At 48.8% G+C, this 17,011-nt stretch carries 12 protein-coding genes; 11 read left to right on the top strand and 1 reads right to left on the bottom strand.

The window, feature by feature from the left end; genetic code table 11:
- The first annotated feature begins 81 nt into the window (after nt 1-81).
- From pcrA to ACQ5DJ_RS16395, 6 genes are all read left to right on the top strand, one after another.
- Nucleotides 82-2,427: a DNA helicase PcrA gene (gene pcrA / locus ACQ5DJ_RS16420; RefSeq protein WP_429843414.1), complete on the top strand. Its 2,346-nt coding sequence runs from the start codon at nt 82-84 to the stop codon at nt 2,425-2,427.
- A 42-nt stretch (nt 2,428-2,469) separates the two neighbouring features.
- Nucleotides 2,470-4,485, top strand: a complete 2,016-nt coding sequence (gene ligA / locus ACQ5DJ_RS16415; RefSeq protein WP_429843413.1) for an NAD-dependent DNA ligase LigA — start codon at nt 2,470-2,472, stop codon at nt 4,483-4,485.
- Between the two features lie 47 nt (nt 4,486-4,532).
- Nucleotides 4,533-5,432 carry a WD40/YVTN/BNR-like repeat-containing protein gene (locus ACQ5DJ_RS16410; protein WP_429843412.1) on the top strand — a complete coding sequence of 300 codons (900 nt, stop codon included), beginning with the start codon at nt 4,533-4,535 and terminating at the stop codon, nt 5,430-5,432.
- Between the two features lie 41 nt (nt 5,433-5,473).
- On the top strand, nt 5,474-6,541 hold the full coding sequence (locus ACQ5DJ_RS16405; RefSeq protein WP_429843411.1) for a CamS family sex pheromone protein: 1,068 nt from the start codon (nt 5,474-5,476) through the stop codon (nt 6,539-6,541).
- A 275-nt stretch (nt 6,542-6,816) separates the two neighbouring features.
- Complete coding sequence (gene pruA / locus ACQ5DJ_RS16400; RefSeq protein ID WP_429843410.1) at nt 6,817-8,364, top strand: L-glutamate gamma-semialdehyde dehydrogenase; 1,548 nt, start codon at nt 6,817-6,819, stop codon at nt 8,362-8,364.
- 257 nt (nt 8,365-8,621) lie between these two features.
- Nucleotides 8,622-9,425: an MraY family glycosyltransferase gene (locus ACQ5DJ_RS16395; protein ID WP_144619629.1), complete on the top strand. Its 804-nt coding sequence runs from the start codon at nt 8,622-8,624 to the stop codon at nt 9,423-9,425.
- Here ACQ5DJ_RS16395 and ACQ5DJ_RS16390 read toward each other — a convergent pair whose 3' ends face one another.
- Entirely contained in the window at nt 9,426-10,346 is a 921-nt protein-coding gene (locus ACQ5DJ_RS16390) for a diguanylate cyclase domain-containing protein (RefSeq protein WP_429843409.1), read from the bottom strand.
- A gap of 197 nt (nt 10,347-10,543) precedes the next feature.
- Between ACQ5DJ_RS16390 and asd the strand changes: the two genes are divergently transcribed.
- From asd to ACQ5DJ_RS16365, 5 genes are all read left to right on the top strand, one after another.
- Nucleotides 10,544-11,389, top strand: a complete 846-nt coding sequence (gene asd / locus ACQ5DJ_RS16385; RefSeq protein WP_429843408.1) for an archaetidylserine decarboxylase — start codon at nt 10,544-10,546, stop codon at nt 11,387-11,389.
- Nucleotides 11,390-12,015: 626 nt separating this feature from the next.
- The gene (gatC, locus tag ACQ5DJ_RS16380; RefSeq protein WP_007717539.1) at nt 12,016-12,306 is read left to right on the top strand and encodes an Asp-tRNA(Asn)/Glu-tRNA(Gln) amidotransferase subunit GatC; all 291 of its coding nucleotides are present in this window, start codon (nt 12,016-12,018) and stop codon (nt 12,304-12,306) included.
- Between the two features lie 32 nt (nt 12,307-12,338).
- A complete protein-coding gene (gene gatA / locus ACQ5DJ_RS16375; RefSeq protein ID WP_429843407.1) occupies nt 12,339-13,811 on the top strand; it encodes an Asp-tRNA(Asn)/Glu-tRNA(Gln) amidotransferase subunit GatA in 1,473 nt (490 codons plus the stop codon).
- Nucleotides 13,812-13,815: 4 nt separating this feature from the next.
- Nucleotides 13,816-15,252, top strand: a complete 1,437-nt coding sequence (gatB, locus tag ACQ5DJ_RS16370; protein WP_429843406.1) for an Asp-tRNA(Asn)/Glu-tRNA(Gln) amidotransferase subunit GatB — start codon at nt 13,816-13,818, stop codon at nt 15,250-15,252.
- A gap of 131 nt (nt 15,253-15,383) precedes the next feature.
- Entirely contained in the window at nt 15,384-17,009 is a 1,626-nt protein-coding gene (locus ACQ5DJ_RS16365) for a hypothetical protein (protein ID WP_429843405.1), read from the top strand.
- The last annotated feature ends 2 nt before the right edge of the window (nt 17,010-17,011 follow it).

The following is a 17,011-nucleotide window of genomic DNA, read 5'->3' as shown; positions in this document are numbered from 1 at the left end:
AACTGGAACTCCACTGCGATCTGTGCGAAAATAGGAACATATGCTTTCGTCTAGGGAACGTGGAAAGGTGGATTTATACATATGTCTTTTGCAGATCGTATCACAGCAGGGCTGAACCCGGAGCAGCGGGAAGCAGTCCTTACAACAGAAGGCCCTGTCTTGATTTTGGCCGGTGCGGGTAGCGGCAAGACCAAGGTACTGACACAACGTATCGCATACTTGATCAGTGCCAAACAGGTAGCACCATGGAGCATTTTGGCGATCACCTTCACCAACAAAGCAGCACGGGAGATGCAAAACCGTGTGGCTGCCATTATTGGCGGTGCGGCAGCGCAGGATGCATGGCTGTCGACGTTTCACTCCTTGTGTGTGCGGATTTTGCGCAGGGATATCGACCGACTCGGCATCAATCGCAGCTTTTCCATTTTGGATGCCGGTGATCAGTTGTCTGTCGTCAAGCAGTGTTTAAAAGAATTGAACATCGATCCAAAGCAGTATGAGCCGCGTTCGATCTTGGCAGCGATCAGTGGAGCGAAAAACGAGCTGACGGATCCAGAGACTTATACGCGTCTTGCGGGCGATCCATTTGCACAAGTGGCAGCAAAGGTTTACACGGCATATCAGAAAAAGCTGAGAAATAACCAGTCGCTGGACTTCGACGATCTGATCATGACGACGGTTCGTCTGTTTAAAGAAGTGCCGGAAGTATTGGAGTTTTATCAAAAGAAATTCCGTTACATACATGTTGACGAGTATCAGGATACAAACCGGGCGCAATATCTTTTGATTTCCATGCTGGCAGACAAGTCTCGAAATGTATGCTGCGTGGGGGATGCTGACCAAAGTATTTATAAATGGCGCGGTGCCGACATCTCGATCATTTTAAACTTTGAAAAAGACTATCCCGAAGCCAAGCTTATTAAGCTCGAGCAAAACTATCGCTCTACCAAAACGATTTTGCAGGCGGCGAATCAGGTTATTGCCAACAACAAGCTGCGCAAGGAAAAGAAGCTCTGGACAGAGAATGCGGGCGGAGACAAGATCATGTGCTTCCAGGGTGATTCCGAGCACGACGAGGCGTATTTTATCGTCGATACGATTCGCAAGCAGATGGCAGAGTACAAGCGCTACGACAAGTTCGCGATCTTGTATCGGACGAATGCACAATCCCGTGTGGTCGAGGAAGTTTTCATCAAGTCGAACATGCCGTACACCATCGTCGGCGGAACCAAGTTCTACGATCGCAAAGAGATCAAGGACATCTTGGCTTATTTGCGTCTCATCTCCAATCCGGATGACGATATCAGCTTGCAGCGCATTATCAACGTACCGAAGCGTAATATCGGGGATACGACAGTAGATAAGCTACAAGCGTATGCGAATGCAAATGGTCAGTCCCTTTTCCAAGCGATTCAGGAGACGGCTTATATGGGGCTGCCTTCACGCACGACGAATGCGATCCTGTCCTTTAATGATCTCATCTCGAATTTGATGCAAATGACCGATTACTTGAGTGTGACTGAGCTGGTGGAAGAAGTGCTGAAGCGCTCTGGATACCGCGATTCTTTAAAAGAAGAAAAAACGCTGGAAGCACAGGCTCGTCTGGAGAATATCGAGGAGTTCTTGTCTGTAACCCAGGAGTTCGAGCGCAAAAATGAAGACAAGAGCTTACTTGCCTTCCTGACCGACCTCGCGCTGGTGGCAGACATCGATTCTTTGGGAGATGATGGTGCCCAAGAGGAAGTATCGGCAGAGGGGCAGGTTGTATTAATGACCTTGCACAGTGCCAAAGGGCTGGAGTTCCCTGTCGTGTTCCTGGTTGGTTGCGAGGAGGGTGTCTTCCCGCATAGCCGCTCTTTGTTTGACGATACCGAAATGGAGGAAGAGCGCCGACTGGCTTACGTGGGAATTACACGGGCGGAGGAACGTCTGTACATGACATGTGCTCGTATGCGGACGTTGTTTGGACGGACCAATGTGAATGCACCGTCTCGCTTCCTGCAAGAAATTCCGGCTGAGTTGTTGGAAGGAAATCCAGCGACAGCGGACCGAAGCTTCGGCGGAGGACGCAGTAGTGCATTTGGACAGCGTGATGGCAGTCCGTTCGGACGTGATACGGGTGCGAGACCGTTTGGCGCGTCCTCCTCACAAGCAGGCTCCGCTCCGAAATTTGGCATGGGTCAACGAACTGCAAGCAGCACACCTGCTACGTTTACTCGTCCGGCGGGCGAAAAACTGCCTGGACACGGTCAAGGGGCAAGCGTTGATTGGAAGGTTGGCGACAGAGTGGCGCATGGCAAATGGGGCAACGGTACGGTCGTCAAAGTAAAAGGAACGGGCGACGACATGGAGCTCGACATTGCTTTCCCAAGCCCGACTGGCATTAAAAAGCTATTAGCGAAGTTCGCTCCTATTCAAAAGGGATAGTGTGCAAATACAAGCCAATCGCAAAAGTAAAGGATGAACGAAATGGATCGATTGACGGCGGAAACAAAAATTAAAGAATTAGCGAAACGAATTGAGCGGCATAATCGTCTTTACCATGAAGAGGATCGACCTGAGATTTCTGACCAGGAATACGATCAATTGATGCGGGAGCTAAAGGAGCTTGAAACCAGCTTCCCTGATTTGCAGTCACCTGATTCTCCTTCCTTGCGTGTAGGGGGAGAACCGCTGCCCTTCTTTGAAAAGGTCGTTCATAAAACACCGATGCTCAGTCTCGGTAACGCCTTTAATGAGGAGGACATCAGGGATTTTGACCGCCGGGTGCGTCAGGCCGTTGGCAGTCAGGCTGTCCGATATGTAGCTGAACTGAAAATTGATGGTCTGGCCGTATCGCTTCATTATGAAAATGGGCTGTTCGTCCGCGGGGCTACCCGTGGAGATGGAACAACAGGCGAAGACATCACACAAAACCTGAAAACGATTCGTTCCATTCCTTTGCGGCTGACGAAACCGATAACCCTTGAGGTTCGCGGTGAGGCTTACATGTCCAAAGGAGCATTTGAAAAGCTGAACAAAGAACGCGAGGAGCGTGGAGAAGCGTTATTTGCCAATCCGCGCAATTCCGCAGCAGGCTCGCTTCGACAGCTCGATCCGAAGATTGCCGCATCCCGTCAATTGGATACGTTTGTTTACGGCATTGGCGATTTGCAAGGGGAGACAGTGGAATCGCACAGTGAAGGGCTTGATTTGCTGGAGACGCTCGGCTTCATGGTGAATCAGGAGCGACGTGTATTTGACGACGTCGATGAACTGCTCGCTTTTATTGCCGGCTGGACAGAGAAGCGTCCACATTTGCCTTATGAAATCGACGGCATGGTGATCAAGGTCGACAGTTACGCGCAGCAGGAGGAGCTCGGATTTACTGCGAAAAGTCCGCGTTGGGCTATCGCATACAAGTTCCCTGCCGAAGAAGCGGTTACGATTCTCGAAGGTATTGAAGTATCTGTGGGTCGTACTGGGAATGTTACCCCGACTGCTTTGTTGAAGCCAGTCAGTTTGGCAGGTACGACTGTGAAGCGTGCTTCCTTGCACAACGAAGATATTATTCGGGAAAAAGGTCTCCTTATCGGTGATCATGTTGTCGTCAAAAAAGCCGGGGACATTATCCCGGAGATTATCGCAGTCTTGCCTGAGCGTCGTACTGGAAATGAAGTGCCGTTTGCCATGCCAACGCATTGCCCAGAATGCGGCAGTGAGCTGGTTCGCTTGGAGGAAGAAGTGGCCCTGCGCTGCATCAATCCGATGTGTCCAGCACTGATCCGTGAAGGTATGATTCATTTCGTGTCTCGAACAGCCATGAACATTGACGGCTTGGGAGAAAAAGTGGTCGCACAGCTGTATCACGACGGTATTATCCACAGTGTCGCTGACCTGTATTATTTGCACCAACAGCGCGATGTTCTACTGGGCATGGAGCGCATGGGTGAAAAGTCCGTAGATAATTTACTCGCGGCGATTGAAGCGAGCAAGGAGAACTCGCTGGAGCGCGTACTATTTGGTCTTGGTATACGCTTGGTCGGAGCCAAGGCGGCACGTGTTCTCGCGGAGCATTTTGGCAATATCGATGCCATTATGCAGGCATCCGAAGAAGAGATTACACAAATCGATGAGATTGGGCCGAAAATGGCTGCGAGTCTCGTGAACTACTTCACACAGCCGCAGGCTCAGGCAGTTATTGAGAGACTGCGTGCGGCTGGAGTGAACATGGAGTACAAAGGAATCCGCATTGAAAGTGGCGCAGACCTCCCGTTCTCAGGCAAAACAATCGTTTTGACCGGCACCTTGACGCAAATGTCGCGACAGGAAGCAGAGGAAGCGATTGCGCGCTTGGGTGGGAAGGTAACAGGCAGCGTCAGCAAGAAGACAGACCTGGTGATTGCAGGTGAAAAAGCGGGCTCCAAGCTGGAGAAGGCAGAAAAACTAGGCGTGGCTGTTATGGACGAAGCAGGTTTCCTCCAAGTATTGGAGAGCAACGCCTAAGAAAACGGTGGCGACAACGGATGAGTAAGGGAAGGGACGTGAAGAGCATGAATAGCTTTCTGAAATGGGGAATCGGTGTAATAGCCATGCTGCAATTGGTTGGCTGTGGAAGTAACAGCAGTACTGGCAGTGAACAAACCAATACGAATCCTCGAACAGTTACAGCTGCTGCTCTACAAGGGAACTTGACCTATCAGGACGTATTGGAGCAGGGAGCAACCATTCACAATCTGATGATGACCGATGATGCCAAGCAAATATGGGTTGGCACCAATGCAGGGCTGTATAGCTCGGTTGGGGGTGGATCGTGGGGATCTCTCTCAGCAGATTTAGAACAGTATGCGATCGAAGGTTGGTTTGTGGACCCGGATGATCCGAATCAAATATTTGTTGGCGGGATTGATGGGGTTCTTCATTCGACAGATGGCGGTAAGAAGTGGGCTTCTGTCAACAAGGGGTTGCCAGAGCTTGCGAATATCAGCAGCTTTGTAGGGAGTCGCCAAGGAGGCGAAGTACGTCTGTTTGCCTTTGTCTCGGGTGAAGGCATTTATCAATCGACGGACGAGGCCCAATCTTGGAGCCTGTGGCAGCCGATGGATCAGGAAGTATTTGCCATGGACTTTGATCACGAACAAGACCGACTCTATGTAGCGGCCCAATTCAGCTTGCTCTATAATGAAGAGGGGCAGTGGAAGACAGAGGAGATTCCCGGAGCACAGCAGATTTATTCGCTCGCCATTAACAGACGAACTGGCACTCTCGCTGTCGCAACCGAAAAAGGTATCTATGAGAAAATCAAGGGCGAATGGCGTTTGCTTGATGCTCGCTCACCAGAAAAGCTGATTGTCATTGCTTCAGGTGGCGAGGATACAAAATGGGTGGGAATTGGCGAATCGGCATTGATCTATAAGCTCGAAGAGAATCGATGGATCAAGTGGAACGAATGATTTGTACAGCGCCCACTTTTGGATACGAAAAGGAGTAATCTATGAAAGTGAAGTTTTTGACAGGATGCAGGTTCTTGACAGCTGTACTTCTTGTGATGGCATTGACTGGCTGCTCGTTGATACCTGGGGGCAAGGACAAAGCTCCTGAGCCTACTACACCGTCCTTGTCGGAGGTAGTGGAAGTATCCGAGGATTACTACGGCAGTATTACGCCATATCAGCCGAACCAGACGCGAGGTATGCTCGGGGATACGAAATATCGCATCGATTTCAATCATCTTGAATTAGGCCTGATGGAGTTTGCTCGGGAGACATTCCCAACGTCCGATTATTATTTCCAAGAAGGTCAAGTGGTGAAAAAAGAGCAAGTCACCCAGTGGATCGCACAAGAAAAGACGGCTGGAGCCAACGGGAAAAAGAAAAACGGAATTCTCGTGCACGTGTTGGAGCATGATTATCTGAGCAAAAAGGATAAGAGCTTGGCTGGCATGGTGTTGGGCTTGTCGCTTTCGCCGAACTACCAGGATGCAACCGGTCAGGACAAGGTATACACGACTCAAGAACTGCAAGCAAAAGGCCAGCAGGTCGCAGCTCGTATTGTGCAGTCTGTACGTGCCAACAGCCCGCAGGTTCCGATATTGATTTTGATGTATCAAGTACCGGAAGCGAATTCTTCTCTGGTGCCAGGTCACTTTATCATGTCAGGAACTGTAGGGGCGAATGAAGCGGCTGTATCCAAGTGGCTGCAGATCGAAGAGGAGTTTTTACTATTTCCAAGCTCTGAGGCTGAGAAGAAGTACCCAGAGGTGGCCTTGCAGTACGATAAGCTCATGCGCCAGTCCAAGGGTTATTTCGGTGAGTACATCGGGATGACTGGTCTGGGGCGCTTCATGGATGGCAGGCTGACGGAAATGACAATCACAGCTACGGCAGAGTATGACTCCAGGACAGAGGTATTGCAGTTTACTCAGTTTGCAGCGGGCATTATTAACCAACTCTTCGATAAGAGCGTCCATGTTAACATGTACGTGCAGTCGATGAACAAACCATTGTCGCTCTACATTCGACCGACAAGTGGTGAGCCGTATATGCATATTTACAGACAATAAGGAAAAGCAACAAGCACCCGAATGATCGCCTGAAAAGGTGAGGAAGTCGGGTGTTTTTTTGTACACAAAAGATAGTGAATTGAACAAAGGTGTAAAATGATGTGTAGAGTATGCACAAAATTGTTCAAAATACTTCTTGAATCTTGTCGGTGATTTTTCGGCAGAAATGCAAACACTAATAGAGTCGAGCTTTTAATTGTTTGGTTGGTATGATCCTTGCATGTGTTTTATGAGTGATCCGAAGCATGGAAGATATCGATAAGGAGGCGTCACAGATGCAAGTGGAATTCAAAAACGAGGCGTTTACCAATTTTAGTCTGCCAGAAAATAAAAAGGCATTTGAAGAAGCGCTCGCTAAGGTAGAAAGTGAGCTTGGCCGTGAGTATGCGCTTATCATCGGCGGAGAACGCATCACAACTGAAAAGAAATCCAGCTCCTTCAACCCTTCTAATAAAGAACAAGTAGTGGGCGTTGTTTCCCAGGCTGATCAAGCACTGGCTGAAAAAGCGATCCAAACAGCTGCTAGCACTTTCGAAACATGGAAAAAAGTACCTGCACAATCACGTTCCCGCTATCTGTATAAAGCAGCAGCAATCCTGCGTCGCCGCAAGCATGAGTTCTCTGCTTGGCTCGTAAAAGAAGCAGGAAAAAGCTGGCCAGAAGCTGATGCTGACACAGCAGAAGCAATCGACTTCATGGAATACTATGCACGTCAAATGGATAAGCTGTCTCAGCGCCATGACTTGCCACGTATCCCGGATGAGGACAACGAACTGTACTACATTCCACTTGGCGTAGGTATCGTTATCCCGCCTTGGAACTTCCCTTTGGCGATCATGGCTGGTATGACGACAGCAGCTCTCGTAGCGGGTAACACTGTTGTATTGAAGCCTGCTTCTACCACTCCAGTTATCGCTGCGAAATTCATGGAAATCCTCGAAGACGCTGGCGTACCAGCTGGTGTTGTGAACTTCGTACCAGGTTCCGGTAGCGAAATCGGCGATTACCTCGTAGAGCACAAGCTGACTCGTTTCATCAGCTTCACAGGTTCCCGTGACGTAGGTCTGCGTATCAACGAACTGGCTGCGAAACATCGTCCAGGTCAAAAATGGATGAAGCGTCTGGTTGCCGAAATGGGCGGTAAAGACTCCATCGTGGTTGACAACGACTGCGACACCGAGTTGGCTGCACAGTCCATCGTGGCTTCTGCATTCGGCTTCTCCGGTCAAAAATGTTCCGCTTGCTCCCGTGCTATCGTTCACCAAGATGTGTACGATCAAGTACTGGGTCGCGTAGTAGAGCTGACCAAACAACTGACTGTCGGCGACATCAGAACCAACGAGTTCTACACAGGTCCTGTAGTTGACGAGAAAGCATACAACAAAATCCTCGAGTACATCGAGATTGGTAAAACAGAAGGCAAACTGGTTGCAGGTGGCGAAAAAGGTCCAGAATCCGGCTACTTCATCATGCCAACTGTATTTGCAGATGTAGATCCACAAGCTCGCATCATGCAAGAAGAAATCTTCGGCCCAGTGGTAGCTTTCACGAAAGCGAACGATTTCGATCATGCACTGGAAATCGCGAATAACACCGAGTACGGTTTGACTGGCGCTGTCATCAGCCGCAACCGTGAAAACCTGGAGCGTGCACGCGAAGAGTTCCATGCTGGTAACCTGTACTTCAACCGCAAGTGCACAGGCGCTTTGGTAGGTGTACATCCATTCGGAGGATTCAACATGTCCGGTACAGACTCCAAAGCGGGTGGACCAGACTACCTCTTGCTCTTCACACAAGCAAAAATGGTTTCCGAAAAACTGTAAGCTTCGCAATAAAAAAGGCTGCCTCTTTTACAGGGGCGGCTTTTTTGTTCCCATTTTGTCCACACTAAAGACAAAATGAAGGGCAAAGCAGGTGAGGGTAACTGTTTACTTATATCGTGTCAGGACTCTCCTCGTTTTTTGTTGTGTATTTGTTAATGCCAGTAGCAAATTGGCTGGCTTGGAAAACAAAGCTGCTGGATATGCCAAAGGGGAGAAAGGGACATAGCAGACCGATCCCATTATCTGGTGGTTTGGCGATGTTCGTCGGTCTCTTGTTGGTGTCAACTTTTTTTGCAGGGGCGCAAAAAACCGTTGCAGTTTTGGCAGTTGGAGGGGCTATGCTAGTAGCCATTGGATGGGTAGACGATACATACAAGTCGAAGAAAAAAGAGTTTCCGGCACTGCCGAAGCTGATGGTGCAGTTATTGGTAGCGACGCTGACATTCCTCATGGATATTCGCTTTCGGGGAATCAATTTCATGTGGCTGGGGGGAGAGGAAGGGATGTATGTCTCATTTCCAATCCTGGTTTCCCTGCTGATGACCGTGCTGTGGATCGTAGGCTTGATCAATATGGTGAATTTTTTGGATGGGGTGGACGGACTCGCAGCAGGTGCTACTGTGATCTCAGCAGTGACCTTGTTCTTTTTGTCGATGCTCAAAGGTCAAGAATTAACGGCATTATTGGCTGTCGCACTGGCAGGTGCTGCACTCGCTTTTCTACGCTTTAATTTTTATCCGGCGAAAATTTTTATGGGTGACGCAGGATCGATGTTTTTGGGATTCGCTCTCGGCGTGATCTCCTTGGAAGGAACGATGAAAGGGGCTACGCTCATTTCATTAGTCGTGACTGTGCTGGCAGTAGGCTTGCCCATCATAGACACTGTACAGGTCATGATCAGTCGGCTTTTGGCAGGCTCCCCCATGTACCAAGCGGATCGTCGACATGTTCATCATCGGCTCATGTCCCGGGGGTTGTCTACGAAGCAGACGGTCATCATTCTGTATGTGGTGAGTTTGCTGTTTTCTGTCTTGGCAGTGTTTTTGTTTTACAGTCAATAATCAATGGGGGTCAAAGAAAAAGAAACGATTGCGTCCTGTCTTTTTGGCCTTATAAAGTGCTTTGTCTGCATTGCTCAACAGTTGTTCCGCTTCGCTTGCAGATGCCGGGTAGAGGGCAATGCCAATGCTTGTAGAGAACGGTACGGCCCGGTCTCCGATCATCCACGGCTCTTGAGTCGCAAGCAGGATACGGTTCGCAATTTTTTCAACCTGACGTTCGGAGTGAATGCCGGTCAGAATGATGACAAACTCGTCTCCACCCAGACGTGCGACGATATCTCCATCGCGAACGGATGACTTAAGGCGTGTAGCCAGCATTTGCAAAAACAAATCTCCGGTGTCATGCCCCCACGTATCGTTAATTTCTTTAAAGCGGTCACAGTCCAAATAGAGGGCAGCGACCATCTCCTCTTTTGATTGGGCTGCACGTAGAGCTTGCTGGAGCTTTTCGGAGAGGAGGCGTCTGTTCGGCAATCCCGTGAGCACATCATGATACGCCATATAGGCCAATTGTGATTCCAGGTTTGTGCGCTCGGTTACATCGCGGGTAATGGAAAAGACATGCGTACATACGCCATTACTATCGTAGACAGGAGAAAGAATGGATTCGCCAATGATGTCACCATTCGCAGTAAAGTGGATCGGACTCCCGCTTTTTACCGCTTGTGTGTACATATGCTGTAATAAGCAGGTTTTTTCATGAGGATACACGTCCTCAAACGTTTTTCCGTATGCTTCCTCGTTCAATTGAGCATTGTGCATAGCGGATGGATTCATCAAGACATAGCGGAACAGATACTCTCCTTCCGCAGCTTGTTCGACAGCCATGAGAAAGAACATGTCCGACATATGATCGAACAGACTGGTTAGGATATCACCATGTTGACTGACAAGTGTAGTAAAATCGATCTTCTTCACCATAACCGATATCTCCTGATAATGTGCGTTCAAAAAGTCGACTTTTTGAACAACCACTGATAGTTGGCTTGTTAGAATGATTATAGTATAGCAAGACCGTCGAAGAAAATGATGAACCTCTGGTAATAGTGCGGGGTTTACTGGCTGTTAGCAGAAGTGGTAAAGTAAGGGTATTGTTGTTTTACGAAGGAGCATTTCTTATGGGCAAAAAGCTGCTCCCAGGTCTCATTCATCGCTTGCCACAAAACGCGATGTCACGGACTATGGGCAAAATTACCGCTACTCCCTTTAGTCGATTAGCTATTCAACGATACATAAAGCACTATCAAATTGATACGTCGATCATAGAAAAGCCGGCTTCGGAATACCGTACGCTGAAGGAGTTTTTTTCCCGACGCCTGAAGCCCGCAGCGAGACCGATTGCACCTGGCCCAGATACCATCGTCAGCCCGGTAGATGGAACTGTTTCACAGCTAGGTGATATTTGTGAAGGTACCTTGATTCAAGCAAAGGGAAAAGATTTCAGTGTGACTGAGCTGTTGGGCGGTTCGGAGGAAGAGGCCAAGCGTTACTATGGTGGTAAATTTATCACCATTTATTTGAGTCCAAGGGACTACCACCGGATTCATATGCCAGTAACGGGCGATTTGAGCTGTTACTGCTATTTGCCTGGCAGACTCTATCCAGTCAACCAGCTCGGGATAGAAAACGTAGACCGTTTGTTTGCCCGCAATGAACGCTTGGTAACTCATATCAAAACAGATAACCTGAGCGATATGGCCTTGATTAAAGTAGGAGCCTTGTTTGTAGGGAGCGTGAAGGTCTGCTACAACACAGCTACGACGAATATCAAACACGGTCGCCAAACCCACGAGAAGATTGCTGGGACACCTCGTTATGAAAAAGGGGCGGAGCTGGGCTGGTTCGAATTTGGATCAACCGTCATTTTGCTGTTGGAGTCCAACGAGCTCGAATGGGCAACAGGCGTTGAAAAAGGGAAGTCTCTCTTGATGGGGCAGGCCTTGGCGAAAAAGAAGGCGGAATAGCAAGAGATAGAAGACACACAGTCCAGGGCAAATGCCTTGGGCTTGTTTTTCTTAGTAGTTGAAGATGTGGCTGCGGTGGGGAGAAGAATATTTCCAGACTAGGCTCCAGGCTCCGTCCCGCTGAGGGCTGAGACTGTCCGCTCCGAAGGGAGGACTCCACAAGTCGCTACGTCTGGAAATATTCTTCTCTATCGTAATGTACAGCATTCTTCATTCTTTTAAGGCATGTAAGACCCGGTTAACATGGAAAGCTCGTAGAGGAAACAGGAGAAATAAGCGAAGATCTTAGGGACACCGACCGAGGCGCAATGAAAAAAAGAGAAACAAGCCCTTAGCGTCCACCTCTGAGATACCCCCTGAAAGGACGACTTTGGACGCGGGTTTCGCTTTTTTTCATGGAGCCGGGCAGTCAATCCCACAGCGGGTGGACCTAGAAGCTGAGCGTTTTCTCCTGTTTCCTCACCACCACAACAGCCAGACAAAGTTTTTATTGATTAATAATCGATCAATATTTTTTTGTCGAGAACATTATTTGTTTGCACTGTTGAAATCCCCGTGAAAATTGACTGAACCTGCTCTTTTCAAGTAAGATCAAAGTTATGTGATACGATTCGGAGGTGGAAAGAATGAGTGCCATTACTCGCAAAGAAGTAGAACACGTAGCTAATTTGGCCCGTTTGCAGCTTACTGAGGAAGAAGCCGAGCGGTACACCAAAGACCTGAATGCGATTCTTGATTTTGCAGCTAAGCTGAATGAACTCGATACATCCAATATTGAGCCAACCAGTCATGCTACAGATGTGAAAAATGTTATGCGCGAAGACGTAAACAGACCGTCCTTGCCGCGTGAGGACGTGCTGAAAAACGCACCGGATCACGAAGACGGGCAGTTTAAAGTACCGGCAGTATTCGAATAACCTACTGGATAATGAGAAGGGAGGAACCCACTGTGTCGCTGTTTGACAAGCGATTGTCTGAGATACATAGCGCCCTGCGCGCAAAAGAGATTTCGGTAACGGATCTGGTGCAGGCTTCCATCGCTAGCATCAAGGAGCATGACGGAGAAATCAAATCCGTCCTGCATGTAGATGAAGAGGGAGCCTTGGCTCATGCCCGTCAATTGGACGAGCGTCTGGTCAAGGGAAATGAGGAGCCGGGTCTTCTCTACGGCTTGCCTGCCGGACTGAAGGACAACCTGGTTACAAAAGACGTTCGCACGACTTGCGCGAGCAAATTTTTGGTAAACTACGATCCTGTTCATGACGGGACTGTTTCTAAAAAGGTGAAAGATGCCGATGCGGTCATCGTTGCGAAGCTGAACATGGACGAGTTTGCGATGGGCGGCTCCAACGAAAATTCCGGCTTTTTCCCAGCGAAAAACCCGTGGAACACCGACTACGTTCCGGGAGGCTCTTCCGGTGGCTCGGCGGCAGCAATGGCTGCGCGTCATTTTTACTTCACACTCGGCTCTGATACAGGTGGCTCCATCCGTCAGCCTGCTGCTTTTTGTGGCGTTGTCGGCTTGAAGCCTACGTACGGACGCGTCTCCCGTTTCGGGCTGGTTGCGTTCGCGTCCTCGCTGGATCAAATCGGACCTGTGACGAAAAACGTTGAGGATTCTGCATATGTGCTGCAAGCGATTGCGGGACATGATGAATACGATTCTACCTCTGCCAATGTGGACGTACCGGATTACTTGTCCGCATTGACTGGAGATGTAAAGGGACTGCGTATCGGGGTACCGAAAGAGTTGATCGGAGAAGGGATTGACCCTGAGGTTCGCGATGCTGTTCTGGCAGCATTGAAGCAGTTGGAGAGCATGGGTGCTACATGGAGCGAGGTTTCCATGCCGCACACGGAATATGCAGTGCCAGCTTACTACCTCTTGTCTTCGTCTGAAGCTTCGTCCAACCTGGCTCGTTTTGACGGCGTTCGTTATGGTGTGCGCGCAGACAATGCGGCAAACCTGATCGAGCTGTACAAGGAATCCCGCAGCCAAGGCTTTGGACCAGAAGTGAAGCGCCGCATCATGCTCGGAACCTACGCGCTCTCGTCTGGTTATTACGATGCTTACTACAAAAAGGCGCAGCAGGTGCGTACCCTGATCATTCAGGACTTCAACAACATTTTTGCGGACTACGATGTAATCCTGCACCCAACCACGCCTTCTACGGCTTTCAAAGTAGGCGAAAACGTAGATGATCCGGTGAAAATGTATCTGGAAGATATTTGTACCGTTCCTGTAAACCTGGCTGGTCTGCCAGCAATCAGCGTGCCGTGCGGATTCTCCAAAAACGGTTTGCCGATCGGTTTGCAGATCGTAGGTCGTGCATTTGACGAATCCACTGTATTGCGCGTAGCCCATGCGTATGAGCAAACCGCAGGCTTCTACGGACGCAAACCGGAATGGGTGAGGGGGTAAGAGCATGAGCAAGTACGAAACCGTCATCGGCTTGGAGGTTCACGCCGAGCTATCGACCAACAGTAAAATCTTTTGCGGCTGCCCGACTGAATTTGGTGCACCGCCGAATACTCATACATGCCCGATCTGCTTGGGACATCCAGGTGTCTTGCCTGTAACGAACAAGCAAGCGGTAGAATTCGCGATGAAAGCAGCACTCGCCCTCAACTGCGAGATTTCCCGCGAGACCAAGTTCGACCGTAAGAACTACTTTTATCCAGACTCGCCAAAAGCGTACCAAATCTCGCAGTTTGACCAGCCGATCGGCTACAATGGCTGGATCGACATCGAAGTAAACGGTGAGACGAAGCGCATTGGGATCACTCGTCTGCATTTGGAAGAAGATGCTGGCAAGCTGACGCACAGTGATTTTGGCGCAGAATCCTTGATTGACTTCAACCGTGTAGGCGTGCCGCTCTTAGAGATCGTCTCCGAGCCAGACATCCGTACGCCAGAAGAAGCGCGTGCGTATTTGGAAAAGCTGAAAGCAATCATTCAATACACGGAAGTATCTGACGTCCGTATGGAACAAGGCTCCTTGCGCTGCGACGCCAACGTTTCGATCCGTCCATACGATCAAGAGGAATTCGGAACCAGAGCAGAGCTGAAAAACATGAACTCCTTCCGCAATGTACAAATGGGGCTAGAGTACGAGGTGTTGCGTCAGTCAGAGATCCTCTCTTCTGGTGGTACAGTCGTTCAGGAAACACGCCGTTGGGATGAAGCGAACAAGAAGACGTTGACGATGCGTTCGAAAGAAGAAGCGCACGACTATCGTTACTTCCCAGACCCTGATCTGGTTCGCATGCAGATTTCCGAGGAGTGGATTGAAGCGGTTCGCGCAACCATTCCAGAGCTGCCAGATGCTCGTCAGGCACGCTATGTGAACGAGTTTGGCTTGTCTAAGGATGATGCCGGAGTCATTACAATCTCCAAAGAGACAGCTGACTTCTTTGATGAGACTGTGAAAACAGGAGCAGAGCCGAAGTCAGTAGCGAACTGGCTGATGGTTGACCTGTTGGCACACCTCAACGCCAACAACCTGGTGTTTGCTGATGTGAAAATGACACCAAAAGGCTTGGGTGAGATGATCAAGCTGATCGAGGACGCAACCATTTCCTCCAAAATCGCCAAAACCGTCTTCAAAGAGATGGTCGAGACCGGCAAAGAGCCGAAGCAGATCGTCGAAGAAAAAGGACTTGTCCAAATTAGCGATGAAGGCGCTCTGCGTCAAGTTGTCGTTGATGCGGTCAATTCCAACCCGCAAGCCGTGGCAGACTTCAAGTCTGGAAACGAAAAAGCAGCTGCTTTCTTTGTAGGCCAAGTCATGAAGCAAACCAAAGGTAAGGCAAACCCGGGAATGGTAAACAAGTTGATTCAGGAAGTATTGAACAGCCTGTAGGCAAAACATACGACAGCACTTTCTCTGTAAGGGGAGAGTGCTGTTTTTTGTGCTGTGATCTATGCTAAATAGTGGGAAAAAAGTAAGATAGAATAAGTAGCTATCATCATAATTGATTAGGGGAAATGTTCATGACACAAAATTGGAAAAGTGCGGCGGCAGCTTTTGCAGTGACAACCATGCTGCTGGGAACGGGTGCCCAGGCATTTGCTGCAAGTCCGGAAATGATCTTGAAAAATGCTGAAAACCCATCTGAAGAACAAGTCAAGTTGCCTGCTCGTGCGGTAGAGATTGTCGCTTTGCTGGAGAAGTTGGAGCCTGCTTTGAAAACTTTGACGGTGCGGGAAGTCTTCATTTCCGAGCAAGATGAAAATCAAGTGGTCTTGACTATGCATCATCCAGACAACATACACGAGGATGCGTATATCCTTTTTGATCGCGAAAGTGGTGAAATGGTTGGTTACGAGGCTGCCACTATTAATTGGGACCAGACAGAAAAAGCAACAGATGAGGCCATTTTGAAAAAAGCCGATAAAGCAGTTGAGGAGTTGCTTGGATCGAAGAAGCGGAGCATGACGGATGCCCCACAATTGTCAACATTCGTGGAAGAACAGGAAGACTCGATTGAATTCCGAAATGTCTATTATCCGATTCTGTTGAAAGGACTGGAAGTAGAAGGAATGCGTTTTGGCATAGATATAGACTTGGATTCCGCTGGTCATTTAATCGGAGTCTCGTTTGAACCGCTCGATTTGAAGGGGGTTCAGGTTGCTGACCCGAAAAAAGCTGTCGCAAAAGAGGCGATCCAGAAGCAGATTTTTACACCTGACCGGATCCAGCATGGTTATGTATGGGAAGGCAGTGAAGGTAAACCTGGAATAGCGTATAAGCTAAGAACATCACCAGTATTTGATGCAATGACAGGCAAGCAGATCGTTGATGGATGGGGGGAAGAAAACGGGGAAGGCAAGCTAAATGCTGCCGATCTGAAAAATATTTCCTTGAAGCCCCAAGCAAAGCCATTCATTGAGAAAAATGCAACGGATACACAAATTTTAGAGCGTTTGTTAGGAATTGATACGAAGAAGACGTATTCGACCTATCGAAAGGAGGAGCAGGACGGCATAATCAATCATTATTGGGCCAACTATGTTGAAGTGAATTACGCTTCGGTAGTGGAGGACAAAATGACAGGAGAGATTGGCGGTTACCTGAATTGGACACATATCGCAGACCTTCCTGCTCCGCTCACCAAAGAACAGTCGTTACAAAAGGCGATTTCTTTCTTGGAGCCTTATGCTAAAAAATCCGAATGGCAAGTCGAAATGTACGAACGAATCAAACCAGAAGATCCACTGGCTTTGAAGATTCTTTCGAATAAGGATAACAAGCAAGAGACTGAGGAAAAGAAATCCATCGAGCAGTATGGCTTTTTATTTTTTGAGAAACAAAACGGTATACCAGTCATGGAGTATTCCTATGGAGTAGTTATTGATCCAATTAAAGGACAAGTCGCAGAATTCCTAGCCTCAGTTCCCGCAGAGGATCGCAAATATCCTGTGCTCAAACCATCCGTAACAGACCAGCAGGTTGCTGAAATTTTCGCCCAAAATGTACCGGTAAGGCTGACTTACATCTGGCCGAGATCTGGAGAGAAGAATGCACCCATTCTTGTTTATAAACTCGATACTAGCAAAGGCTGGCCAACTGTAGATGCCGTAAATGGATCGTTTACGTGGGACGAGATAGAGGATTAAGA

This window comes from Brevibacillus sp. FIR094 (genome assembly GCF_050477165.1).
Classification (GTDB): Bacteria; Bacillota; Bacilli; order Brevibacillales; family Brevibacillaceae; genus Brevibacillus.
This window is presented reverse-complemented; position numbering and strand designations above follow the sequence as displayed.